The organism is Pseudomonas sp. LBUM1666 (genome assembly GCF_059695775.1).
In genome coordinates this window covers 6239851-6264781 of sequence record NZ_CP166789.1, presented here as the reverse complement: position 1 = coordinate 6264781, position 24931 = coordinate 6239851, and the positions used below count along the sequence as shown (strand labels likewise).

The following is a 24931-nucleotide window of genomic DNA, read 5'->3' as shown; positions in this document are numbered from 1 at the left end:
AGCAAGAATGGCTAAGGTATTCGCGATAGCGAACCAAAAGGGTGGTGTGGGCAAGACCACCACCTGTATCAACCTCGCAGCTTCCCTGGTCGCTACCAAGCGTCGGGTGCTGTTGATCGATCTCGATCCACAGGGCAACGCCACCATGGGTAGCGGTGTGGATAAACACGGCCTGGAAAACTCGGTCTACGACCTGCTGATCGGTGAATGCGATCTGGCCCAGGCCATGCACTACTCCGAGCACGGTGGTTACCAACTGCTGCCGGCCAACCGTGACCTGACCGCGGCCGAAGTGGTTCTGCTGGAAATGCAGATGAAGGAAAGCCGCCTGCGCAGCGCGCTGGCGCCGATCCGTGAAAACTACGATTACATCTTGATCGACTGCCCGCCGTCGTTGTCGATGCTCACGCTTAACGCACTGGTTGCGGCTGACGGGGTGATTATCCCCATGCAGTGCGAGTACTTCGCGCTCGAAGGTTTGAGCGACCTTGTGGATAACATCAAGCGCATCGCTGAGTTGCTGAACCCGAACCTGAAAGTCGAAGGCCTGTTGCGGACCATGTATGACCCGCGCCTGAGCCTGATGAACGATGTATCGGCACAGCTCAAGGAACACTTCGGCGAGCAGCTCTACGACACGGTGATTCCGCGCAACATCCGCCTGGCTGAAGCACCAAGCTATGGTATGCCGGCGCTGGCGTACGACAAATCATCGCGGGGCGCCATTGCCTATCTGGCATTGGCGGGCGAGATGGTTCGTCGTCAACGCAAAAACTCACGCACTGCCGCTGCTCAGGCAACTTAAGGAATCCCCATGGCCGTCAAGAAACGAGGTCTCGGACGTGGACTGGATGCACTGCTGAGTGGTCCGACTGTCAGCTCGCTGGAAGAACAAGCGGTGCAGGCTGATCAGCGTGAGCTGCAACACCTGCCCCTGGACCTGATCCAGCGCGGCAAGTACCAGCCGCGCCGGGATATGGATCCTCAGGCGCTGGAAGAGCTGGCGCAGTCGATCAAGGCTCAGGGCGTGATGCAGCCCATCGTGGTTCGTCCGATCGGCAGCGGTCGCTTCGAAATTATCGCCGGCGAACGCCGCTGGCGCGCCAGCCAGCAAGCGGGCCAGGAAACCATCCCGGCGATGGTTCGCGATGTGCCGGATGAAACAGCGATCGCCATGGCGCTGATCGAGAACATCCAGCGCGAAGACCTCAACCCGATCGAAGAAGCAGTGGCTTTGCAGCGTTTGCAGCAGGAATTCCAGCTGACGCAGCAACAAGTGGCCGAAGCGGTGGGCAAATCCCGCGTGACCGTGGCCAACCTGCTACGCTTGATCGCGTTGCCGGAAGTCATCAAAACCATGCTGTCCCACGGCGACCTGGAAATGGGTCATGCCCGTGCTTTGCTCGGTTTACCGGAAAATCAACAGGTTGAAGGGGCGCGACACGTTGTCGCACGGGGGCTGACTGTACGCCAGACTGAAGCACTGGTTCGCCAGTGGTTGAGTGGAAAACAGGAACCTGCTGAACCGGTAAAGCCGGACCCGGATATTGCTCGACTCGAACAGCGTCTGGCTGAGCGCCTAGGCTCTGCGGTGCAGATCCGCCACGGTAAAAAGGGGAAGGGGCAGTTGGTGATCGGTTACAACTCCCTGGATGAGCTTCAAGGTGTACTTGCACACATCCGCTGAAACATTTCCTCATGTAGCGTGCAGTCGGAAATCACTACCTGACAGTTGAATAGGGGCAGAACCGCCCCTATACTCTGCGCGCATTTTGTCGGCACAAATTATGCCAAGTTATTGAATTCTGGCAGCCGATCATTGGGGAGCAAAAACGATGGAGAGCCGCACGCCAAACCGCTTGCCGTTCCATCGCCTGGCAGTTTTTCCGGTCTTACTGGCTCAATTTGTCGTTTTGGTACTGGCCGCTTTGGCGCTCTGGTACTGGCATGGAGTCGTAGCCGGGTACTCAGGACTCTGCGGAGGCCTGATAGCCTTGCTACCCAATGTTTATTTCGCTCACAGGGCATTTCGGTTTTCCGGCGCCCGAGCAGCTCAAGCCATCGTCCGGTCTTTTTATGCCGGCGAGGCGGGCAAACTAATTTTGACGGCAGTGCTCTTTGCATTGACGTTTGCAGGTGTGAAGCCATTGGCGCCGCTAGCTGTATTCGGCGTCTTCGTGTTGACCCAACTGGTCAGCTGGTTCGCGCCCCTGCTGATGAGAACAAGACTTTCGAGACCTTAGGGCGTTTGAGGCAACCATGGCAGAGACAACCGCTTCGGGCTATATCCAGCACCACTTGCAGAACCTGACCTTCGGTCAGCACCCAACTGGCGGGTGGGGTTTTGCCCACACCGCAGCAGAAGCCAAAGAAATGGGCTTCTGGGCTTTCCACGTCGATACTCTCGGCTGGTCGGTCGCGTTGGGTCTGATCTTCGTTCTTCTTTTCCGCATGGCGGCAAAGAAGGCGACTTCCGGTCAGCCTGGTGCTTTGCAGAACTTCGTTGAAGTATTGGTCGAATTCGTCGATGGCAGCGTGAAAGACAGCTTCCATGGCCGTAGCCCGGTGATTGCACCGTTGGCACTGACCATCTTCGTCTGGGTCTTCCTGATGAACGCCGTCGACCTGATCCCGGTCGACTGGATTCCTCAACTGGCCATCCTGATCACTGGCGATGCGCACATTCCGTTCCGTGCCGTATCGACCACTGACCCGAACGCTACCCTGGGCATGGCCCTGTCGGTGTTCGCGTTGATCATTTTCTACAGCATCAAGGTCAAGGGCATTGGCGGCTTCATCGGCGAACTGACCCTGCACCCTTTCGGCAGCAAGAACATTTTCCTGCAAGCGCTGCTGATCCCGGTGAACTTCCTGCTGGAATTCGTCACCCTGATCGCCAAGCCAATCTCTCTGGCACTGCGTCTGTTCGGCAACATGTATGCCGGCGAGCTGGTCTTCATTCTGATTGCTGTGATGTTCGGCAGCGGTCTGCTCTGGCTTAGCGGCCTGGGCATAGTTCTGCAGTGGGCGTGGGCTGTGTTCCACATCCTGATCATCACCCTGCAGGCGTTTATCTTCATGATGCTGACCATCGTTTACCTCTCGATGGCGCACGAAGAGAACCATTAAGACCAGTCTCGACTAGTCTGATGTCCCACTCGGTCAAACGGGTGGGTGCCCGAACAGGGCTATGAAACGATTTGTTTTACCGCTTTAAAATCTAAAAAACCTAAACCATACGACGTAAAAGTCGGGAGGAAAGATGGAAACTGTAGTTGGTCTAACCGCTATCGCTGTTGCACTGTTGATCGGCCTGGGCGCACTGGGTACCGCAATTGGTTTCGGCCTGTTGGGTGGCAAGTTCCTGGAAGGCGCAGCGCGTCAGCCAGAGATGGTTCCAATGCTGCAAGTTAAAATGTTCATCGTTGCCGGTCTGCTCGACGCCGTAACCATGATCGGTGTTGGTATCGCTCTGTTCTTCACCTTCGCGAACCCATTCGTTGGTCAACTCGCTGGCTAATTACTCGAACCTTCGAGTAATTGGTGTGATGTGCAACGAACGAGCGAGGTGTTGGCGTGAACATTAATGCAACCCTGATTGGCCAGTCCGTTGCGTTCTTCATTTTTGTACTGTTTTGCATGAAGTTCGTGTGGCCTCCGGTCATCGCGGCTTTGCACGAACGTCAGAAGAAGATCGCGGATGGACTGGACGCTGCCGCCCGAGCAGCTCGCGACCTGGAGTTGGCCCAAGATAAAGCGGGTCAACAACTGCGCGAAGCAAAAGCTCAGGCAGCCGAAATCATTGAGCAAGCCAAGAAACGCGGTAACCAGATCGTTGAAGAGGCTGTTGAAAAAGCCCGTATCGACGCTGACCGTGTGAAGGTTCAGGCTCAGGCCGAGATCGAGCAGGAACTGAACAGTGTCAAAGACGCGCTGCGTGCCCAATTGGGTGCTCTGGCCGTTGGCGGCGCCGAGAAGATCCTGGGTGCCACAATCGATCAAAACGCGCACGCGGAGCTGGTAAACAAACTGGCTGCTGAAATTTAAGCGAGGGCGATCATGGCAGAATTGACCACGTTGGCCCGACCTTACGCTAAGGCAGCCTTCGAGCACGCCCAGGCCCACCAGCAACTGGCCTCTTGGTCAGCCATGCTCGGCCTGGCTGCAGCAGTGTCGCAAGACGACACCATGCAGCGCGTGCTCAAGGCCCCGCGACTGACGAGCGCAAACAAGGCCACCACGTTTATTGACGTGTGTGGCGACAAGTTCGATGCCAAGGCACAGAATTTCATTCACGTCGTTGCCGAAAACGACCGTCTCCCGCTTTTGCCGGAGATCGCCGCTCTGTTTGACCTGTACAAGGCCGAACAAGAGAAATCGGTAGACGTGGACGTAACCAGTGCTTTTGCATTGAACCAAGAACAGCAAGACAAACTCGCCAAGGTTCTCAGTGCACGGCTCGGCCGGGAAGTGCGACTGCACGCTGCGGAGGATGCCACCCTTATTGGTGGTGTCATCATCCGCGCCGGCGACCTGGTAATCGATGGCTCGATTCGCGGCAAACTCGCGAACCTTGCCGAAGCATTGAAATCTTGAGTTTGAAGGGGCAGCAGAGCAATGCAGCAACTCAATCCTTCCGAAATAAGTGAAATTATCAAGGGCCGCATCGACAAGCTCGATGTGACCTCCCAAGCCCGTAACGAAGGCACTGTCGTCAGCGTATCTGACGGTATCGTGCGGATTCACGGTCTGGCCGACGTAATGTACGGCGAGATGATCGAGTTTCCGGGCGGCGTCTTCGGTATGGCTCTCAACCTGGAGCAAGACTCTGTAGGTGCCGTTGTATTGGGCTCTTACCAGTCTCTGGCTGAAGGCATGAGCGCCAAGTGCACTGGCCGCATCCTCGAAGTTCCGGTTGGTAAGGAACTGCTGGGTCGCGTAGTCGACGCACTGGGTAACCCGGTTGACGGCAAAGGTCCGCTGAACAACACCGAGACCGATGCGGTCGAGAAAGTTGCTCCAGGCGTGATCTGGCGTAAGTCGGTAGACCAGCCTGTACAGACTGGCTACAAGGCTGTCGATGCCATGATTCCTGTCGGCCGTGGCCAGCGTGAGCTGATCATCGGTGACCGTCAGATCGGTAAAACCGCTCTGGCGATCGACGCGATCATCAACCAGAAGAACAGCGGTATTTTCTGCGTCTACGTAGCTATCGGTCAGAAACAATCGACCATCGCTAACGTGGTTCGCAAACTGGAAGAAAACGGCGCACTGGCTAACACCATCGTCGTTGCCGCGAGCGCTTCGGAATCTGCAGCACTGCAGTTCCTGGCACCGTACTCCGGTTGCACCATGGGTGAATTCTTCCGCGACCGCGGTGAAGACGCGCTGATCGTTTATGACGATCTGTCCAAGCAAGCAGTGGCTTACCGCCAGATTTCCCTGCTGCTGCGCCGTCCACCAGGCCGTGAAGCTTACCCAGGCGACGTGTTCTATCTCCACTCCCGTCTGCTGGAGCGCGCATCCCGCGTTTCGGAAGAGTACGTAGAGAAGTTCACCAACGGCGCAGTGACCGGCAAAACCGGTTCCCTGACCGCACTGCCGATCATCGAAACCCAGGCTGGCGACGTTTCCGCGTTCGTTCCGACCAACGTGATTTCCATCACCGACGGTCAGATCTTCCTGGAATCGGCCATGTTCAACTCCGGGATCCGTCCTGCTGTGAACGCCGGTGTTTCGGTATCCCGTGTGGGTGGTGCCGCTCAGACCAAGATCATCAAGAAGCTCTCCGGTGGTATCCGTACCGCTCTGGCTCAGTACCGTGAACTGGCGGCATTCGCCCAGTTCGCTTCTGACCTGGACGAAGCGACCCGTAAGCAACTTGAGCATGGTCAGCGCGTTACCGAGCTGATGAAGCAGAAGCAATACGCACCAATGTCGATCGCTGACATGGCGCTGTCGCTGTATGCCGCTGAGCGTGGGTTCCTGACTGACGTTGAAATCGCCAAGATCGGCAGCTTCGAACAAGCGCTGATTGCTTTCTTCAACCGCGATCACGCCGAATTGATGGCGAAGATCAACGTGAAGGGTGACTTCAATGACGAAATCGACGCTGGCATGAAAGCCGGTATCGAGAAGTTCAAGGCCACCCAAACCTGGTAAGCCGCAGCGGGAGCCGCAAGGCTCCCGCTTGCTAACCTGATAGGTGTTACATGGCAGGCGCAAAAGAGATTCGCAGTAAGATTGCGAGCATCAAAAGCACGCAAAAGATTACCAGCGCCATGGAAAAAGTGGCGGTCAGTAAAATGCGCAAGGCACAAATGCGCATGGCTGCTAGCCGTCCTTACGCGGAGCGCATCCGCCAGGTTATTGGTCATTTGGCCAACGCCAACCCGGAATATCGCCACCCCTTCATGATCGAGCGTGAAATCAAGCGCGTCGGTTATGTCGTAGTGAGCAGTGACCGTGGTCTGTGTGGTGGTTTGAACACCAACCTGTTCAAGGCCCTGGTCAAGGACATGGCGGTAAACCGCGATAACGGCGTCGAGATCGATCTGTGTGTTGTTGGTAGCAAGGGTGCGGCTTTCTTCCGCAACTTCGGCGGTAACGTCGTTGCAGCTATCAGCCACCTGGGTGAAGAGCCGTCGATCAATGATCTGATTGGCAGCGTCAAGGTGATGCTGGATGCCTACCTGGACGGCCGTATTGATCGCCTGTCCGTGGTGTCCAACAAGTTCATCAACACCATGACGCAACAGCCTACTGTGGAGCAGTTGATTCCACTGGAGGCAACCCCGGATCAATCGCTCAAGCACCACTGGGACTATCTCTACGAACCGGATGCCAAAGAGCTGCTTGACGGCTTGATGGTCCGCTACGTTGAGTCGCAGGTCTACCAGGCGGTGGTCGAGAACAACGCGGCCGAACAAGCTGCGCGGATGATCGCGATGAAGAACGCTACCGACAACGCCGGTGATTTGATCAGCGATTTGCAGCTGGTCTACAACAAGGCGCGTCAGGCTGCGATCACCCAAGAGATCTCGGAAATCGTCGGCGGCGCTGCCGCGGTTTAACGGTTCAAATATTCAGAGGATCCAGCTATGAGTAGCGGACGTATCGTTCAAATCATCGGCGCCGTTATCGACGTGGAATTTCCACGCGACAGCGTACCGAGCATCTACAACGCGCTGTTGGTACAAAGCGCGGCCGGGACCACTCTGGAAGTTCAGCAACAGCTGGGCGACGGCGTGGTTCGTACCATTGCGATGGGTTCCACCGAAGGCTTGAAGCGCGGTCTGGAAGTCAAGGACTCCGGCGCAGCCATCTCCGTACCGGTCGGTAAAGCGACCCTGGGCCGGATCATGGACGTACTGGGCAACCCGATCGACGAAGCTGGCCCGATCGACACCGAAGAGCGCTGGGGCATTCACCGTCCTGCGCCAACCTTCGCTGAACAAGCTGGCGGCAACGACCTGCTGGAAACCGGCATCAAGGTTATCGACCTGGTTTGCCCGTTCGCCAAGGGTGGTAAAGTCGGTCTGTTCGGTGGTGCCGGTGTAGGCAAAACCGTAAACATGATGGAACTGATCCGTAACATCGCCATCGAGCACAGCGGTTATTCCGTGTTCGCCGGTGTGGGTGAGCGTACTCGTGAGGGTAACGACTTCTACCACGAGATGAAGGATTCCAACGTTCTGGACAAAGTGGCACTGGTTTACGGTCAGATGAACGAGCCGCCGGGTAACCGTCTGCGCGTAGCACTGACCGGCCTGACCATGGCCGAGAAGTTCCGTGACGAAGGTAACGACGTTCTGCTGTTCGTCGACAACATCTATCGTTACACCCTGGCCGGTACTGAAGTATCCGCACTGCTGGGCCGTATGCCTTCCGCAGTAGGTTACCAGCCGACCCTGGCCGAAGAGATGGGTACTCTGCAAGAGCGTATCACTTCGACCAAAAACGGTTCGATCACTTCGATCCAAGCGGTATACGTACCTGCGGATGACTTGACTGACCCGTCGCCAGCGACCACTTTCGCCCACTTGGACGCCACCGTCGTTCTGTCCCGTGACATCGCTTCCCTGGGTATCTACCCAGCGGTCGATCCACTCGACTCGACTTCGCGCCAGCTGGACCCGAACGTAATCGGCCAGGACCACTACGACACCGCTCGCGGCGTACAGTATGTTCTGCAACGTTACAAAGAACTGAAGGACATCATTGCGATCCTGGGTATGGACGAGCTGTCGGAAACCGACAAGCAGTTGGTAAACCGTGCTCGTAAGATCCAGCGTTTCTTGTCGCAGCCGTTCTTCGTGGCTGAAGTCTTCACCGGTGCTTCGGGTAAATACGTTTCCCTGAAAGACACCATTGCTGGCTTCAAAGGCATCCTCAACGGTGACTACGACCACCTGCCAGAACAAGCGTTCTACATGGTCGGCGGCATCGAAGAAGCGATCGAGAAAGCCAAGAAACTGTAATCCCGGCGCCCGGCAACGGGCGCTAATTTAGGTTGAGGCAATCAGATGGCTATGACAGTCCATTGCGATATCGTCAGCGCGGAAGGGGAAATCTTCTCCGGCCTGGTCGAGATGGTGGTTGCGCACGGTGCACTGGGTGATCTTGGTATCGCCCTGGGTCACGCGCCGCTGATCACTAATCTCAAGCCGGGCCCGATCCGCCTGATCAAGCAGGGCGGGGAAGAGGAGGTGTATTACATCTCCGGCGGTTTCCTCGAGGTTCAGCCGAACATGGTCAAGGTACTTGCCGACACTGTGCAACGTGCTGCCGACCTGGACGAAGCCTCCGCTCAGGAAGCCGTTAAGGCTGCCGAGAAGGCCTTGCATGACCGTGGTGCAGAATTCGATTACGGTTCTGCCGCCGCACGTCTGGCCGAGGCCGCAGCCCAGCTGCGCACCGTCCAGCAGATCCGCAAGAAGTTCGGCCACTAATAGGTCACCGCTTGTTGTGCGATTGATTAAAAAGGGTAGCCTCGGCTACCCTTTTTTCTTTTTAGATATTCATAACCTGGTCGCAGCCGCTGACCACCCAGGATTGGTAGCCAGTCATGTCTTTAGAAATCGTTATCCTCGCTGCTGGTCAAGGCACTCGCATGCGTTCGGCACTGCCGAAAGTTCTGCATCCGATTGCCGGCAACTCGATGCTCGGTCATGTTATCCACAGCGCCCGGCAACTTGATCCACAGCGCATCCACGTAGTGATCGGCCATGGCGCCGATGCGGTGCGCGAGCGTCTGGCGGCTGATGATCTGAATTTCGTCCTGCAGGACAAACAGCTTGGGACTGGCCACGCCGTTGCTCAAGCGGTGCCTTTCATTCAGTCCGACACCGTCCTGATTCTTTATGGTGACGTGCCATTGATCGAAGTCGAGACCCTGCAGCGTCTGCTCAAGCAAGTAGCGCCGCAGCAACTGGGTTTGTTGACTGTAGAACTGGACGACCCGACCGGCTATGGCCGCATCGTCCGCAACGCTGACGGCAAAGTGACAGCCATCGTCGAGCAGAAAGACGCCAACGAAGCCGAACGAGCGATCACTGAAGGCAACACCGGCATTCTGGCGCTGCCGTTCGCGCAATTGGGTGGCTGGATGAGCCGTCTTTCGAACAACAACGCCCAGGGCGAGTATTACCTGACCGACGTGATCGCCATGGCAGTCAGCGACGGTCTGGTGGTGGCCACCGAGCAACCGCATGACGCCATGGAAGTGCAGGGCGCTAACGACCGCAAGCAGCTTTCCGAGCTTGAGCGTCACTATCAACTGCGCGCCGGTCTTCGTTTGATGGCTCAAGGCGTGACTCTGCGTGACCCGGCTCGTTTTGATGTGCGGGGTGAAATCACCGTCGGCCGCGACGTGCTGATCGACATCAACGTGATCCTCGAAGGCAAGGTCGTTATCGAGGACGACGTGGTGATTGGCCCGAACTGCGTGATCAAGGACAGTACCCTGCGCAAAGGTGTGGTGATCAAGGCCAACAGCCACATCGAAGGCGCGATTCTCGGTGAAGACAGCGATGCCGGCCCGTTCGCCCGTTTGCGTCCAGGTACCGTGCTGGAAGCACGAGCGCATGTGGGTAACTTTGTTGAGTTGAAAAACGCTCACTTGGGCGAAGGCGCCAAGGCCGGTCATCTGACCTATCTGGGTGATGCCGAGATAGGCGCGCGCACCAACATCGGCGCGGGCACCATCACCTGCAACTACGACGGTGCCAATAAGTGGAAAACCGTGCTGGGTGAAGATGTGTTCATCGGTTCCAACAACTCGTTGGTTGCGCCTGTGGATATCTCTTCGGGTGCGACCACGGCGGCGGGTTCGACCATTACCCAAAATGTGGATAACGCGCAGTTGGCCGTGGGCCGTGCGCGGCAGAAGAATATCGATGGCTGGAAGCGGCCTGAGAAAATCAAGAAAAGCTAAGTTATCCACAGGTCTTTTTATCGCCCCGCGCTTGACGAAGTTTCGACAATAGGTTTTGATTGCTTCCGTTATCTTTCGAATCGAAACTTACCAAGCCATGTCGAAACGCAATACACCTCAACGCCGTCACAACATCCTCGCCTTGCTCAATGAGCAGGGCGAAGTCAGTGTGGATGAGTTGGCCAAGCGCTTCGAAACGTCGGAAGTTACGATCCGCAAGGATCTCGCGGCGCTTGAGACCAATGGTTTGCTGCTGCGTCGTTATGGCGGAGCGATTACCCTGCCTCAAGAGCTGGTGGCCGACCTTGGTCAACCGGTGTCCAAATACAAGCAGGCCATCGCCCGCGCTGCCGTCACACGAATTCGTGAGCATGCGCGGATCATCATCGACAGCGGCAGCACCACGGCGGCGATGATTCCGGAACTCGGCCAGCAGCCGGGCCTGGTCGTGATGACCAACTCCCTGCATGTCGCCAATGCCTTGTGCGAACTTGAGCATGAGCCGGTACTGTTGATGACCGGCGGCACCTGGGACCCGCATTCCGAGTCCTTTCAGGGGCAGGTGGCCGAGCAAGTCCTACGCTCTTACGATTTCGACCAGTTGTTCATCGGTGCCGATGGCATCGACCTGGTTCGCGGTACCACCACCTTCAACGAACTGCTGGGGCTGAGCCGAGTCATGGCTGAAGTCGCCCGGGAAGTGGTTGTCATGGTGGAGGCCGACAAGATCGGCCGCAAGATTCCCAACCTGGAGCTGCCCTGGAGCAGCGTCCATACCCTTATTACCGATGATCGCCTGCCGCTTGAGGCACGGGATCAGATTCAGGCCCGCGGAATCAACTTGATCCTCGCGGCTGTCAATCAGGAGAAATAGCATGTGTGGAATTGTCGGCGCAGTCGCAGAACGTAACATCACAGCCATCCTGCTCGAAGGCCTGAAACGCCTGGAATACCGTGGCTATGACAGTGCTGGTGTAGCGATCTACACCAATGATCAAAAGCTTGAGCGCCTGCGTCGCCCGGGCAAGGTCAGTGAGTTGGAAATGGCGCTGGCCGAAGAACCTCTGGTCGGCCGCCTGGGTATCGCCCACACCCGCTGGGCCACTCACGGGGCGCCGTGCGAGCGAAACGCTCACCCGCATTTCTCCGGTGATCTGGCGGTGGTGCACAACGGCATCATCGAGAACCACGAAGCCCTGCGCGAGCAACTGAAAGCCTTGGGTTACGTGTTCACCTCGGACACTGACACCGAGGTCATTGCTCACCTGTTGAACCACAAACTCAAGGAGCTGCCTGATCTGACCGTGGCCCTGAAGGCTACTGTCAAAGAGCTGCACGGTGCTTACGGTCTGGCGGTGATCAGCGCTCAGCAACCGGATCGTCTGGTTGCGGCCCGCAGCGGCAGCCCGCTGGTCATCGGTCTGGGCATGGGTGAAAACTTCCTGGCTTCCGATCAGCTGGCCCTGCGCCAGGTCACTGACCGTTTCATGTACCTGGAAGAAGGCGATATCGCCGAAATTCGCCGCGATAGCGTGCAGATCTGGGACCTGAGCGGCCAAGTGGTCGAGCGTGAGTCGGTGCAGTACCGCGATGGCGCTGAAGCCGCCGACAAGGGCGAATTCCGCCACTTCATGCTCAAGGAAATTCACGAGCAACCGGCTGTGGTGCAGCGCACTTTGGAAGGTCGCATTAGCCAGAATCAAGTGCTGGTGCAAGCGTTCGGTCCACAGGCAGCCGAGTTGTTCGCCAAAGTGCGTAACGTGCAGATCGTTGCGTGCGGCACCAGTTACCACGCCGGCATGGTTGCCCGTTACTGGCTCGAAGAACTGGCCGGCATCCCGTGCCAGGTCGAAGTCGCCAGCGAATTCCGATACCGCAAGGTGGTGGTGCAGGCCGACACGCTATTCGTGACTATCTCCCAGTCCGGCGAAACCGCCGACACCCTGGCCGCGCTGCGTAACGCCAAACAGTTGGGTTACCTCGCCAGCCTGGCGATTTGCAACGTCGGCATCAGCTCACTGGTGCGTGAATCCGATCTGACTCTGCTGACCCAGGCCGGTCGCGAAATCGGCGTGGCCTCGACCAAAGCCTTTACCACTCAGTTGGTCGGCCTGCTGTTGCTGACTTTGTCCCTGGGCCAGGTTCAAGGCACATTGGCCAAAGGCGTCGAAGCCACATTGGTTGAAGAGCTGCGTCGCCTGCCAACCCGCCTCGGCGAAGCCCTGGCCATGGACGGTACCGTCGAAAAAATCGCCGAGCTGTTCGCCGAGAAAAACCACACCCTGTTCCTAGGTCGTGGCGCGCAATTCCCGGTGGCAATGGAAGGAGCTCTCAAGCTTAAGGAAATCTCCTACATCCATGCTGAAGCCTATCCGGCTGGCGAGTTGAAACACGGCCCGTTAGCGCTTGTGGATAACGACATGCCTGTGGTCACCGTGGCACCGAACAATGAGCTGCTGGAGAAGTTGAAATCCAACCTCCAGGAAGTCCGCGCCCGTGGCGGCGAGCTGATCGTCTTCGCAGACGAGCAGGCCGGCATGACCAATGGCGAAGGCACGCACGTTGTGCAAATGCCGCACATCCACGACATCCTGTCGCCGATCCTCTACACCATACCGCTGCAGTTGCTCTCGTATTACGTTGCTGTGTTGAAAGGCACTGACGTTGACCAGCCGCGAAATCTGGCGAAGTCGGTGACGGTGGAATAAGCGATTTACGCAGGAGCACGATGAGTGCTCCTGCGTAGTTGTTCCAGTGCTGCGCTAAGGCAACCCCCGTTTGTAAGTGGCTTACGGTGGCACCTCAGTGCGAAAACGCTTCAGGGTATTTGTCCAGGTAGGCATCATTGAGCCGCGTATCCGGGGAACGCATGAAAGTTTTGAAATCGGGTACCAGAAAGACCAGCAGAGACAACAGCAAAACCATGGCGCCCAGCAGCGTGATTGTCAGTGCGACCCCCAGATAGGCGATCAGGGTATTCATCGCAAAACTGCCCAAGGGGCTGGCCGCCGCAGACAGAAATGAAACCGTGGCAAAAATCCGGTTGCGATGGAGCTTGGGCGTCGCCAGCAACCTCACTGCGGAGGTGGGGATGTTGATCAACATCAGGCCTACGCCGCCGCAGAAAAAGGCCGCGGGTACGATGAACGACGATGAAACGGTGCCGACCACCACCAGGTTGCACCCTAGTAATGCAAAACCTGCGGACACACACATATCACGGGGGACCCGGTCAGATAACCAGCCAATGACCTTGTAACTGCCCGCCAGAATGCCCAGCCCGAAGCACGAATCCAGAAGACCAATGTATGTGACCGGGTACTGGATGACGTCCTTTACGTACAGTGGAATCAGAATGGTGAAGAACGGAAACAGGGCAAAGTTGATCAGCATTGCAATGATGGCCAGGTAAAACTCGACTTTCACTCCGTAAACCACTTTGAAACCGGAATAAATCATGCTGAAGCCGCTGGCACCCGGGGCTTTTTCGCCTTGGCCAGTGGCACCGATGTGGCTCGGGATGGTCGCGATCAACGCCCCGGCGATGAGAATCGCAAAAAAATCGGCAGCAAAGGCGAACGTGATACCGAACCCGTATATCAACCCGCTGGCCAGTACCGGCCCCAGCAGAATCGAAAAGGACGACATCACGCTTTTGGTCCGAAAGGCCAGGGAGACTTTATCGTCGTCTGCGAACAAAGGAATGATCGACGCCTGGAGAGGGTCGCGCACGCCGACGATCGCACTGCTGATCATCATCAGCGCGCCCACCGTCCAGGGGTTGAACGACCCCGTGGCGGACAGCACCACCATCAACAGCGCTGTCAGCAGGCTGATCCATGAGGCCAGCTTGATGATCAGGATTTTGTTGTACTTGTCCCCCAGCCATCCCAACAGGGGTTTGGCTAACACCTCCGCCGCAATGGAACAGGCAATCATGTTGGCGAAGTAGAGCGCAGAGCCTGTTTCCTGCAAGGCCCACCAGGCCACCGCCAGTTGATTGCACCGTCCCCCCAGAACCATCAGCAAAAAGCTGAATTGCACTTTCAGCAGACGCCGATCGATGCCGGGAAAGCCCCACGTAATGCCTGAAAAATTTGCGCTCATTGACGTACCTTTGATCCAGATAGGGCTACTGCGCAAGCAGGGTCGTTCAAGAAACGACGGGTGACGTTCATCAGGGTAGATCGCCAGATATTGCTCGATCCCACCCTCAAGGCTATAGAATTCCGCTTCCTGGAAAACGCTGCGAACAGCCAGCAGGGCCGCCGCACCTGCAGTGCTCTAGATACTCTGATGACGGTCAGGCTTTAGCGAGATGTTTTTCGCAAGAAGCTTTGCGGTATTAAATTTGTCTCCAGAACGCATGCATGTCTAAAACCTAAGCGTAATCTCTCGCTTTGGAATCAGGGCCAACATACAAGGAGCTGCCGCAGGCTGCGAACTTCCGATTTTTACTGAGGACACACATATGGACCGATTCCAGGAAATGCAGGTCTTCGCTGCCGTAGCCCAAGACCAAGGGTTCTCGGCGGCGGCGCGGCGTTTGGGCCTGTCGGCAGCCAGCGTGACTCGCGCGGTGGCGGCGCTGGAGAAACGCATCGGCACGTTGCTGCTGACGCGCACCACCCGCAGTGTGCATTTGAGCGAGGCGGGTCAGCGTTACCTGGAAGACTGTCGGAGGATTCTCGCCGAGGTGCAGGAAGCCGAGGACTCGGCGGCGGGCAGTCACACCCAGCCGCGTGGGCAACTGACAATCACGGCGCCGGTGTTATTCGGTGAGCTATTTGTCACGCCAGTGATGGTGAATTATCTGACGCAATTTCCAGAAGTCAGCATCAATGGGTTGCTGGTCGATCGAGTGGTCAGCATGGTCGAGGAGGGCATCGATGTCGCCGTGCGAATCGGTGAATTACCCGACAGTAATCAGCACGCGATTCGCGTGGGTGAGGTTCGGCGGGTGATTTGCGGCTCGCCGGAGTTCCTGACGACCCATGGTCGACCTCGACATCCTCAGGATCTGGCTCAGGCGCCGGTTATTGCGACGTCCTCTATCGGTCAGTCGAGAACCTGGCCGTTCCTCGAAGGGGGAGAGCCGCTGAGTGTTCGACCAGCACCGCGTCTGGTGGTGACGGCCAATCAGGCGGCCATTACGGCGGCATGCCTGGGTTTGGGGTTTACCCGGGTTCTGTCTTATCAGGTCGCGAGCAAAGTCGCCTCGGGTGAGCTGGAAATCGTTCTGGCGGATTTCGAACTGCCGCCATTGCCTATCCATGTGGTCTATCAAGGTGGGCGCAAGGCCCCTGCGCGGATTCGCAGTTTTGTGGATTTTGCGGTGAGTGCGCTGCGTGAGCACCCGTCCTTGCAGGCGTGAGGGTTATTTCGCTGGGTGAAATAATGGATTGCGTTGGCTGGTTATTCTGTTGTCTTGGTTGCGGGTGGAAGATAGCTCCCCATCGGTGCTGAACACTGTTCAACAGCGCCACCACCCAGCGGAGTCGACCATGCAAGCGATCAAACTCTACAACTTCCCGCGTTCCGGCCACGCTCACCGTGTGGAGCTGATGCTGTCCCTGCTGCAACTGCCGACCGAACTGATCTTTGTCGACCTGGCCAAGGGCGCACACAAACAGCCGGACTTCCTTGCACTCAACTCATTTGGTCAGGTTCCGGTCCTTGATGATCAAGGTGTGGTGTTGGCTGACTCCAACGCGATCCTGGTCTACCTGGCACAGAAATATGGTAATGGCCGCTGGCTGCCAACCGACCCGGTCGGTGCGGCCAAGGTTCAGCGTTGGTTGTCCGTTGCCGCTGGGCCGATTGCCTTTGGCCCCGCCAGAGCAAGGCTGGTTACGGTGTTTGGTGCGCCTTACAACGCTGAAGAGGTGATCGCTTATTCGCACGTCGTGCTCAAGGTCATCAATCAGGAACTGGCAGCAACGCAGTATCTGGCCGGCGCCGAGCCAACCATTGCCGACGTTTCGGCCTACAGCTACATCGCTCATGCGCCTGAAGGCAATGTGTCGCTGGATGACTACGCCAACATTCGCGCCTGGTTGGCGCGGATCGAAGCCTTGCCAGGGTTTGTCGGCATGCCGCGCACCGTTGCCGGTCTGCAAAAAACTGCCTGATGCTTACGGCCCGACACTGTCGGGTCGTTCACACTGCGCCGATGGCGCAGGGGAGAAGTCGTTGTGGACCGTTCACCCTGGCACGCCGGCGAGAAACAATTGCAGGCTCATGTGGGCATTGCCGAGCGAATGGAGGTGCTCGGTCGTAAGGTGATTCGCAGTGAGATGCCGGATCAGCACCGCACGTTCTATGAGCAACTGCCGTTCATGCTGTACGGCGCAGTGGATGCCGACGGAAATCCTTGGGCCAGTATTCTTGAAGGGCCACCGGGTTTCGCTCACTCGCCCGAGCCGGGTGCGCTGCAATTTCGCAGCTTGCCGGGCGCTGATGATCCGGCGCAATTGACGGAGGGTGCGGCCATCGGCCTGCTGGGGATCGAACTGCACACCCGTCGCCGCAACCGCCTTAACGGCCGAGTCGGCGCGATGACGGCGAGCGGCTTCGATGTGGCAGTTGAGCAGTCCTTCGGCAATTGCCCGCAGTACATTCAATTGCGGCAGTTTCGCTCGGTGCCGTTGGCGGACCCGTCGACTCGCATCGCGCAACACCTCAACGGGCTGGATGATGCGGCCAAAGCCGTGATCGCGGGAGCCGATACGTTCTTTGTCGCCAGTTACGTGGACGTCGATGGCCAACGCTCGGTGGACGTTTCTCACCGCGGCGGCCAGGCCGGTTTCGTACAGGTAGAAGGCAATCGCCTGACCATTCCGGATTTCGCCGGCAACCTGTTTTTCAACACCTTGGGCAACCTGCTGCTCAATCCCCGGGCCGGTTTGCTGTTTATCGATTTCAATTCGGGAGACCTGCTGCACCTCAGCGGTCGCACCGAAGTCATTCTTGAAGGCCCGCAGGTCGAGGCGTTTCAAGGGGCTGAGCGCTTGTGGACATTCGAGGTGGAAAGCGTGGTGCGTCGACCCGCCGCCCTTGCTCTGCGGTGGCGCTTCGACGGCGTGTCCCCCACCAGTTTGCTGACCGGCACCTGGGAACAGGCCAACGCCCGTCTGCAAGCCCAGGCCTTGGGCGATTGCTGGCGGCCGCTGCGGGTGGCGCGCATCAAAGCGGAAAGCCACAACATCCGCTCAATCTATCTGGAGCCTGCCGATGGCGCGGGGTTGCCAGTGTTTCAGGCCGGGCAGCATTTGCCGCTGCGCTTCAACATTGCCGGCGAGGTGCACATTCGCACTTACAGCCTGTCGAGTGCGCCGTCCGATGACTTTTTCCGCATCAGCGTGAAGCGTGAAGGCTTGGTGTCTTCGCACCTGCATGAGCAGGTGCGCGTCGGTGATCTGTTGGAGGCCCGTGCGCCTCAGGGGCATTTCACCGTGGCACCTAATGAACGTCGGCCGCTGGTGCTTCTGGCTGCCGGCGTTGGCATCACGCCGCTGCTGTCGATGCTGCGCGAGGTGGTTTACCAAGGCCTGCGCACCCGCCGCATCCGGCCGACCTGGTTTTTCCAGAGTTCGCGCACGTTGGCTGATCAAGTGTATCGTCCTGAGCTGGATCGCTTGCTTGACGGTGCTGGTGACGCGGTCAGGGTGCTGCGTCTGGTGAGTCAGCCGGAAGCCGGGGCCTTGGAGGGTGAGGATTTCGACCTGTGCGGGCGGATCGACACCGCGTTGCTCAAAACCATCCTTGAAGTGGAGGACTACGATCAACTGGATTTTGTCCTCTGCGGTCCAGGCAGTTTTACCCAAGGGCTGTACGACAGCCTGCGGGAACTGGACATCCGTGATGCAAGGATTCACGCCGAAACCTTCGGCCCTTCGACCTTGCGCCGGGTGCCGGACCCCGACGCGGTGGTCATCGAGCAACCGCCCGCTGCTACGACCTCGGTGCCGGTGGTGTTTCAGCGCTCGGCTAAAGAGGCCCGCTGGCAACCGGACGGTGGCAGTTTGCTGGAGTTGGCGGAAAGCCGTGGATTGCGCCCGGAATTCAGTTGCCGCGGCGGGTCCTGCGGGACCTGCAAGACGCGCTTGATCAGCGGCCAGGTGAATTATCCACAGCCGCCGGCCGAAGTGCCGGACGACGGACAGGTGCTGATTTGTTGTGCGATTCCGGCGCAGGGGTCGCAGCCTTTGGTCCTCGACCTGTAGCATCTGCCGACCGCAGCTTCTGGCCGCTGCGATAAGGGATCAGATTCGGTATGTATTTTTTCGCTCGTCTGTCGGCGTTGATTGTTGCGGTGGTGTTGCTCAACGGTTGCGAACGACAGGACGCGCCAGCGCTCGATCAACAACTCTACGTCTGGCAACGGCAATGGACACCGGCCCACGAAGCGGCGCTGAGGGACAGCCGCGCTGACTTTTCCACGCTGCGGGTGCTGGCCTTGCAGGCATTCCCCGAGGCGGGTTGGAGCCGGGCGCGGATTGACCCGGCGCTGCTCAAACGTGATGGTCGGCCGCTGATCGCGGTGATTCGTCTCGACGGCCAGCTCAAGTCGCTGGATCGGGACGCCGTCACCGCGCAGATCCAGCAGCTGCTCGGCGATTGGCAAGGGCAGGGGCTGAATCTCTCCGGCGTGGAAATTGACCACGATGCCGGTAATGCTCGGCTACCGGCCTACCGCGAATTTCTTACGCACCTGCGCGCAGTTCTGCCGGCCTCTATTCCGCTGAGCATCACCGCATTGCCGGCCTGGCTCGACAGTCCCGAATTGCCGGCATTGTTATCCACAGTCGATAGCAGCGTGCTGCAGGTGCACGCGGTGAGCGATCCGCGTCTTGGCTTGTTCGACCCGAATCAGGCCCGACAATGGGCCAAGGCCTGGAGCCGCATCACTTCCAAACCTTTCTATCTGGCGCTGCCGGCCTATGGTGTGGCGTTGCTGCCGGGCGGCGGCAGTGCGCCGCTAGTGGAAAGCGAAGTGCCCCTCGAACGGGGCGGCAAACGCCGGGAATTGCTCGCGGATCCGCAGCAACTGAGCCTGCTCGGGACCGCGTTGCGCAACGATCCGCCGGCGCATCTGGCGGGCCTGATCTGGTTTCGTCTGCCGCTGGCCAGCGACCGCCGAGCCTGGAGCCTGACGACCTTGGGCGCCGTGGCGCGTGGCGATGCCCTCGACAGTCACCTGACGCTGAAACTCTCCGCGCAAGAAGGCCTTTATGACATCAGCCTCAGCAATCAGGGCAACCTCGACAGCGCCTGGCCCGAACGCCTGACACTCGCGGTGCAGGGCTGTGACGGTGCCGATGCGCTGGCCGGTTATGCGTTGCAACAGCGCCCGGATCTGCTTATCTTCACCCGCCTGCGCGACGGTCGAATACCGGCCGGCGGGCAGCGCGCCGTGGGTTGGGCTCGTTGCGCACATATTGATCAAGGAGGTTCGAATGCTGACCCGTAACTGGCCCCGCCATCTGCTTTGCCTGAGCCTCAGCCTGCCGCTGGGTTCGGCGCTGGCCTGTGGGCCGGATTTCCCGATGCGTCTGCTGGACAACCGTGGCCAGTCACTGGCGGAGCTGCCGGAAGGCAACTTCAGATTTGAAATCAGTCGCCTCGGGCATGCGCTCGCCGGGCTGAAGAACGTCACCGAAACTGCCTATAACATGGATGCGCCCGACTACGCAGAACAGCGGGATAAGGCTGAACAATCCGGTTTGACGGCCGAGCAGCAAACGCTGGTGAAACAGTTACGCAGCCTGACCGATGCGCATGAGGTCGAGATTCAGGGCGCGAGCCTTCCGGCTGAGCTCAAGCTCTATCTGGCCGGCGCTGTGGCATTCAATGCCGGTGATCATGGACTGGCAGCCGAGTACTTCCAGAAGGTGCTGGCATTGCCGGCGGATCAACGGGCGTTGCGCAGCACTTGGGCTGCTTACTCGTTAGGTCGGGCGCTGTTTGCCATGAGCTCCGAAGCGGACGCTGGCCCTGATCTTTTGGCTCAGTCTCGAAAGGCCTTCGAACAGACCCGTCAGCTAAGCATCGACGGCTTCAGTGACCCTTTGGAGCTGGGTGTTGCCAGTCTTGGCGAAGAGGCCCGCGTGGCCCGCACGGCCGGAGACTGGAACCGCGCCATCGAACTCTACGCCACGCAAAATCTTCAAGGTTCGGCGGTGGGTTACACCTCTCTGAAACTGTTGGTGGCCGATCTGGCGGCGCTGCCGGAGGATCAACTGGCGGTGTTGCTCAAGGGCAAACCGGTGCAGCAACTGGTTACGGCGTCCTTGATCAGCCGACTGGGCTGGTCATTCGGTGATCAACCGCCGAACGAATTGAAACTGATCAAACTGCTGCAAAACAGCACCCGCGGTAGTCTGGATAACGCTGATCGTCTGGCGGCTGTGAATTATCAACAGGGCGACTATGCGAGCGCCAAGGCGATCCTCGAGCACGCCGGTGATAGCGGACTGGCGTGGTGGCTGCGGGCCAAACTGGCCGTGCGCGATGGCGATAAAAACGCGGCTGCCGCAGCGTATGCCAAGGCAGCCCAGGCCTTCCCGCAGAATGAATCCTGGGGCGAGCGGCGCACGCCAGACTGGGACTTCGAAACGCTTCAGCCCAAGTGTCGGGTCGAGGGTGAAAGCGCGATCCTGGCGTTGCAACGCGGGGATTACTTGCAAGCGTTCGATCAGCTTTATCGCAGTAAAGATGTCTACTGGTTCGACGCCGCCACGGTCGCCGAGCGGGTGTTGACCGTCGATGAGCTCAAGCAATACGTCGACACTCAAGTGCCGGCACCACCATTGACTCAGCAGGATCGCGATAACTATGTGCAGTTGCCGGTGGCGGCGAAACTGCGCAATTTGCTCGGGCGGCGCTTGCTGCGCGAAGAGCGGTATGACGAAGCGCCAGCCTACTTCGATAACGCCGAATTGCAGGCCAAGGCCAAGTGGTACGGGCAGTTGCGTCACGACGCTGAATCAAAATGGTGGCCGACCAAACGGGCATTCGCTTACTACTACGCCGCGACACTGGCCCGTTTCGACGGAATGGAGTTGTTGGGTTATGAACTGTCCCCGGATTACGCCACCTTCGGCGGCAATTACAGTCTGGAAGCGCCCGAGCTCAAGGTTGGACCGCTAATCGCCGAGGGTGAAGTGCAGCGCCAGCAAGCCTCGGTGGCGCAGCCTGACGAGCGTTTCCACTACCGTTTTGTTGCCACGGCGTTGGCGAGCAAGGCCGCTGATCATCTGCCCCAGAGCAGTCAGGCGTTTGCTTCGGTGCTGTGCAAGGCGTCGTCGTGGGGCACCAGCCTGCAAGAGCAAAGCGCGTTCTACCGTCGTTATGTCGAGGAAGGCCCGTATGTGGTCTGGGCCGGCGATTTTGGTCATCAATGCCAGGATCCGGACTTCCAGAACGTCGACAAGCGCTATGTGACTCAGGTCACCGACGCCGCGCGCTCGCAGCTGCGGCCTTACAAAAAACCGTTGCAGATTGGCGGTGTAATAACGGTCACGGCAGCGGCGCTGTTGCTGATCAATCGCCGCCGTAAAACGCGGTAAGGCTCAAGCCTGTTGCACAAAGGTCAGCCGTACGGCGAAGCCGATCAACAGGCTGCCAAACAGCCATTGCTGCAGGCGCTGGGCCGAAGGACTGCGTTGCAGCCAACGGCCAAGCGCCGCGCCGGTCAGTGCGTAAGCGCTGTCGAACAGCAAACCGACACCGACCAGCACAATTCCGAGGGTCGCAAATTGCGCGAGCACTGGCCCGGCCTGTGGATCGATGAACTGTGGCAGCAGCACCGAGCAGAACAGCAATGCTTTGGGGTTGAGCAGGTTGGTCAGCAAACCGCGCTGGATCGCTGCACGCCAGCGAGGTTTCTCGGCGGTGGCGTCTGCTCCGCTCAAGTTCGGCAGCATTGTGGTCCTCAGGCATTGAATGCCGATCCACAGTAGATAGGCGGCCCCGGCCAGGCGTACCACGTCGAAGGTCCAGGGCGCCGCCTTGAACAGTGCCGCCAACCCTAACGCTGCCAACGCTACATGGCATCCCCGGGCCACAGCCAAACCCACCGCAGTCGCCAGCGCTGCGCCTTTACCCTGACGGGCACCCGTCTGCAACAACAGGATCATGTCCGGGCCCGGCAACAGATACACCACCGCCAGCGCCATGAAAAACACCCAGAGTCCTGCCACGTTGCACCCCCTTCGTTGTCGATTCGGTATGGCCAGTCTAGGACTGAAGGGCTGGGCAGGTGGTTGCGTAGTTCGCTTCTAAACTGCTTAAGGTTGGCATAACCTGCCACTGAATTGCATTTGAACCATCAGGATCTGCCAAACCATGAAACTCGACGCCTATGACCGAAAGATTCTCGCCGCGCTGCAACGGGACGGTCGCCTGAGCAATGTGCAACTGGCTGATGAGATCGGCCTGTCCGCCTCGCCTTGTTTGCGCCGGGTACGGATGCTCGAAGAAGCTGGGGTGATACGCGGTTATCAGGCCAATCTGGATCGTGATGAAGTAGGGCTTGGGTTGACGGTGTTTGTCGGGGTCAAGGTCGAGCGGCACAACGATGAACAGGCCGAAGCCTTTCGCCTGGCCGTGACCGCGTTGCCCGAAGTGATTTCGGCCTTTCTGGTGTCAGGGGAATCGGATTTTCTGCTGCAAGTGGTGGTGCCGGACCTGCGCGCCTATGACCGTTTTCTCACGGGGCGTTTGCTGAAATTGCCGGGTGTAAGTGACATTCGCAGCAACTTTGCGATTCATACGGTGAAGACGCCAGGGGCGTTGCCGTTGGAGCATTTACCGGCCTGAGACCGAGCCAACCCAATCGCGATCCGACCTGCTCGCGATAGCGGTAGGCCAGCCGCCGCGAATCTCCAGCCTTATATCTGCGTCGCCATCCCCTCCACATTCATCGCCGCCTGGCGCAAGGCCTCGGAGCGGGTCGGGTGTGGATGACAGGTCAGGGCAATGTCTTCGGCAGACGCGCTGAACTCCATGGCCACGCAATATTCGCCAATCATTTCACTGACGCTCGGACCCACAAGGTGAACGCCGAGAATCTCGTCGGTGCGCTCATCAGCCAGCACTTTGGCGAAGCCTTCGGTCTCGTGATTGATCTTTGCCCGGCTGTTGGCGGTGAAGGGAAACTTGCCGACTTTATAGGCGCGGCCTTCGGCCTTGAGCTGCTCTTCGGTCTTGCCGACGCTGGCCAGTTCGGGCTTGGTGTAGATCACGTTGGGGATCAGGTCGTAGTTGACCTCGGCCGCCTTGCCGACAATCTGCTCGATGCAGACCATGGCCTCGTCTTCGGCCTTGTGGGCGAGCATCGGCCCGGACGTCACGTCGCCGATCACCCAGATGCCAGCCGCTTCAGTGCGATGGCCCTTGTTGGCGAGCATGCCGCGCTTGTCCGTGGCGAGGCCGACGTTTTCCAGCCCCAGGCCTTGGGTGTAAGGCCGGCGTCCGATGGGTACCAACACGTAATCCGCTTCAAGCAGTTCGGCGGTGCCGCCCGCCGCGGGCTCGACGCTGAGTTGAACGCCGGTCGCCGAGGTTGTGGCGCTGGTGACTTTGGAACTCAATTTGAAGTTGATGCCCTGTTTACTCAACGAACGTTGCAGGGTTTTGCCGGCCTCACCATCCACACCGGGGCAGATCCGGTCGAGGAACTCGACCACGGTCACCTGAGCGCCCAAACGCCGCCACACCGAACCCAGCTCCAGACCGATCACCCCGGCGCCGATCACCACCAGATGCTTGGGCACTTCAGTCAGTGACAGCGCGCCCGTCGAATCGAGGATGCGTTTGTTGTCGATGTCCACACCGGGCAGGGGAGTGGGTTCGGACCCGGTGGCAATGATGATGTCCTTGGTGTTCAGCTCGGTCTTGCCGCCCTGGCTGTCGGTCACCGTCACTTTGCCGGGCCCGTCGATGTGGCCCCAGCCCTTGACCCAATGGACTTTGTTTTTGCGAAACAGAAACTCGATGCCCTTGGTCAATCCGGCAACGCTTTCATCCTTTTGTTTCATCATCTGCGCGAGGTTGAGTGTGGGTTTGACGTCAATCCCAAGGTTGGCGAATTCCGTGCCCATGGCGGCGTCGTAGAGTTCGGAGGCGTGCAGCAGCGCTTTTGACGGCATGCAACCGACGTTCAGGCAGGTGCCGCCGAGGGTTGCGCGTCCTTCTACGCAAACCGCTCTGAGGCCCAACTGACCGGCGCGGATCGCCGCGTTATAACCGCCGGGGCCTCCGCCCAGAATCACGACGTCATAGATGCTCATGGTGTACTCCTGGAGTGAATCGGATCGGAATGGGTAAACGTAGTCCTTGGGTAAAATTACGAACGTAATATGTGCGTTCCGCAGCATTTTGGTCAAGGCTTCAGCCAAGCGACAGGTTGAGCGCCTTTAGATACAGCATTTAAGAACGGAAATTTCACGGCTTTCGTTATATCGTAACGAATTGCGATATGAGCAACGATAA

At 58.5% G+C, this 24931-nt stretch carries 23 protein-coding genes; 20 read left to right on the top strand and 3 right to left on the bottom strand.

The window, feature by feature from the left end; genetic code table 11:
• Positions 1 to 7: 7 nt before the first annotated feature.
• From ACA056_RS28955 to glmS, 14 genes are all read left to right on the top strand, one after another.
• Complete coding sequence (locus tag ACA056_RS28955) at positions 8 to 805, top strand: ParA family protein (RefSeq protein WP_008155709.1); 798 nt, start codon at positions 8 to 10, stop codon at positions 803 to 805.
• A gap of 9 nt (positions 806 to 814) precedes the next feature.
• On the top strand, positions 815 to 1687 hold the full coding sequence (locus tag ACA056_RS28950) for a ParB/RepB/Spo0J family partition protein (protein ID WP_008027541.1): 873 nt from the start codon (positions 815 to 817) through the stop codon (positions 1685 to 1687).
• A 148-nt stretch (positions 1688 to 1835) separates the two neighbouring features.
• Positions 1836 to 2243: a F0F1 ATP synthase subunit I gene (locus tag ACA056_RS28945; protein ID WP_007948092.1), complete on the top strand. Its 408-nt coding sequence runs from the start codon at positions 1836 to 1838 to the stop codon at positions 2241 to 2243.
• A 16-nt stretch (positions 2244 to 2259) separates the two neighbouring features.
• On the top strand, positions 2260 to 3129 hold the full coding sequence (gene atpB, locus ACA056_RS28940; RefSeq protein WP_045061244.1) for a F0F1 ATP synthase subunit A: 870 nt from the start codon (positions 2260 to 2262) through the stop codon (positions 3127 to 3129).
• A 133-nt stretch (positions 3130 to 3262) separates the two neighbouring features.
• Positions 3263 to 3520, top strand: coding sequence for a F0F1 ATP synthase subunit C (gene atpE / locus ACA056_RS28935; protein WP_002555987.1), 258 nt, complete (start codon positions 3263 to 3265; stop codon positions 3518 to 3520).
• Positions 3521 to 3576: 56 nt separating this feature from the next.
• Complete coding sequence (locus ACA056_RS28930; RefSeq protein WP_008027535.1) at positions 3577 to 4047, top strand: F0F1 ATP synthase subunit B; 471 nt, start codon at positions 3577 to 3579, stop codon at positions 4045 to 4047.
• Between the two features lie 12 nt (positions 4048 to 4059).
• Positions 4060 to 4596, top strand: a complete 537-nt coding sequence (locus ACA056_RS28925; protein ID WP_033059683.1) for a F0F1 ATP synthase subunit delta — start codon at positions 4060 to 4062, stop codon at positions 4594 to 4596.
• Positions 4597 to 4617: 21 nt separating this feature from the next.
• Positions 4618 to 6162 carry a F0F1 ATP synthase subunit alpha gene (gene atpA, locus ACA056_RS28920; protein ID WP_033059681.1) on the top strand — a complete coding sequence of 515 codons (1545 nt, stop codon included), beginning with the start codon at positions 4618 to 4620 and terminating at the stop codon, positions 6160 to 6162.
• 50 nt (positions 6163 to 6212) lie between these two features.
• Positions 6213 to 7073 (top strand): F0F1 ATP synthase subunit gamma, encoded by an 861-nt coding sequence (atpG, locus tag ACA056_RS28915; protein WP_497269557.1) that lies wholly within the window; start codon positions 6213 to 6215, stop codon positions 7071 to 7073.
• A 27-nt stretch (positions 7074 to 7100) separates the two neighbouring features.
• Positions 7101 to 8480, top strand: coding sequence for a F0F1 ATP synthase subunit beta (gene atpD / locus ACA056_RS28910; protein WP_149628570.1), 1380 nt, complete (start codon positions 7101 to 7103; stop codon positions 8478 to 8480).
• A gap of 45 nt (positions 8481 to 8525) precedes the next feature.
• Entirely contained in the window at positions 8526 to 8951 is a 426-nt protein-coding gene (locus tag ACA056_RS28905) for a F0F1 ATP synthase subunit epsilon (protein WP_008155716.1), read from the top strand.
• Positions 8952 to 9067: 116 nt separating this feature from the next.
• Positions 9068 to 10435 (top strand): bifunctional UDP-N-acetylglucosamine diphosphorylase/glucosamine-1-phosphate N-acetyltransferase GlmU, encoded by a 1368-nt coding sequence (gene glmU, locus ACA056_RS28900; RefSeq protein ID WP_497269554.1) that lies wholly within the window; start codon positions 9068 to 9070, stop codon positions 10433 to 10435.
• Positions 10436 to 10532: 97 nt separating this feature from the next.
• Entirely contained in the window at positions 10533 to 11309 is a 777-nt protein-coding gene (locus ACA056_RS28895; RefSeq protein ID WP_497269552.1) for a DeoR/GlpR family DNA-binding transcription regulator, read from the top strand.
• Between the two features lies 1 nt (position 11310).
• Positions 11311 to 13143: a glutamine--fructose-6-phosphate transaminase (isomerizing) gene (gene glmS / locus ACA056_RS28890; protein ID WP_497269550.1), complete on the top strand. Its 1833-nt coding sequence runs from the start codon at positions 11311 to 11313 to the stop codon at positions 13141 to 13143.
• A 94-nt stretch (positions 13144 to 13237) separates the two neighbouring features.
• Here the strand turns inward: glmS and ACA056_RS28885 are convergent, their stop codons facing one another.
• Positions 13238 to 14542, bottom strand: coding sequence for an MFS transporter (locus ACA056_RS28885; protein ID WP_497269548.1), 1305 nt, complete (start codon positions 14540 to 14542; stop codon positions 13238 to 13240).
• A gap of 364 nt (positions 14543 to 14906) precedes the next feature.
• Here ACA056_RS28885 and ACA056_RS28880 point away from each other — a divergent pair, with 364 nt between their 5' ends.
• The 5 genes from ACA056_RS28880 to ACA056_RS28860 all read left to right on the top strand — a co-directional run bounded on the left by ACA056_RS28880 (position 14907) and on the right by ACA056_RS28860 (position 22005).
• On the top strand, positions 14907 to 15809 hold the full coding sequence (locus ACA056_RS28880; RefSeq protein ID WP_497269546.1) for a LysR family transcriptional regulator: 903 nt from the start codon (positions 14907 to 14909) through the stop codon (positions 15807 to 15809).
• 130 nt (positions 15810 to 15939) lie between these two features.
• Positions 15940 to 16566 carry a glutathione S-transferase family protein gene (locus ACA056_RS28875; protein WP_497269544.1) on the top strand — a complete coding sequence of 209 codons (627 nt, stop codon included), beginning with the start codon at positions 15940 to 15942 and terminating at the stop codon, positions 16564 to 16566.
• A gap of 63 nt (positions 16567 to 16629) precedes the next feature.
• Positions 16630 to 18660, top strand: coding sequence for a pyridoxamine 5'-phosphate oxidase family protein (locus ACA056_RS28870; RefSeq protein ID WP_497269542.1), 2031 nt, complete (start codon positions 16630 to 16632; stop codon positions 18658 to 18660).
• A 50-nt stretch (positions 18661 to 18710) separates the two neighbouring features.
• Complete coding sequence (locus ACA056_RS28865; RefSeq protein WP_497269540.1) at positions 18711 to 19907, top strand: DUF3142 domain-containing protein; 1197 nt, start codon at positions 18711 to 18713, stop codon at positions 19905 to 19907.
• Positions 19894 to 22005 carry a hypothetical protein gene (locus tag ACA056_RS28860; protein WP_497269538.1) on the top strand — a complete coding sequence of 704 codons (2112 nt, stop codon included), beginning with the start codon at positions 19894 to 19896 and terminating at the stop codon, positions 22003 to 22005. The genes ACA056_RS28865 and ACA056_RS28860 overlap by 14 nt, the downstream gene beginning before the upstream one ends.
• Before the next feature lie 3 nt (positions 22006 to 22008).
• Here ACA056_RS28860 and ACA056_RS28855 read toward each other — a convergent pair whose 3' ends face one another.
• Complete coding sequence (locus ACA056_RS28855) at positions 22009 to 22638, bottom strand: LysE family translocator (RefSeq protein WP_497269536.1); 630 nt, start codon at positions 22636 to 22638, stop codon at positions 22009 to 22011.
• A 145-nt stretch (positions 22639 to 22783) separates the two neighbouring features.
• On the opposite strand from ACA056_RS28855, the gene ACA056_RS28850 reads away from it, so the two are divergent.
• Entirely contained in the window at positions 22784 to 23257 is a 474-nt protein-coding gene (locus tag ACA056_RS28850) for an Lrp/AsnC family transcriptional regulator (RefSeq protein ID WP_140675785.1), read from the top strand.
• Positions 23258 to 23328: 71 nt separating this feature from the next.
• Here ACA056_RS28850 and lpdA read toward each other — a convergent pair whose 3' ends face one another.
• Entirely contained in the window at positions 23329 to 24729 is a 1401-nt protein-coding gene (gene lpdA / locus ACA056_RS28845; protein WP_497269534.1) for a dihydrolipoyl dehydrogenase, read from the bottom strand.
• Between the last annotated feature and the right edge of the window lie 202 nt (positions 24730 to 24931).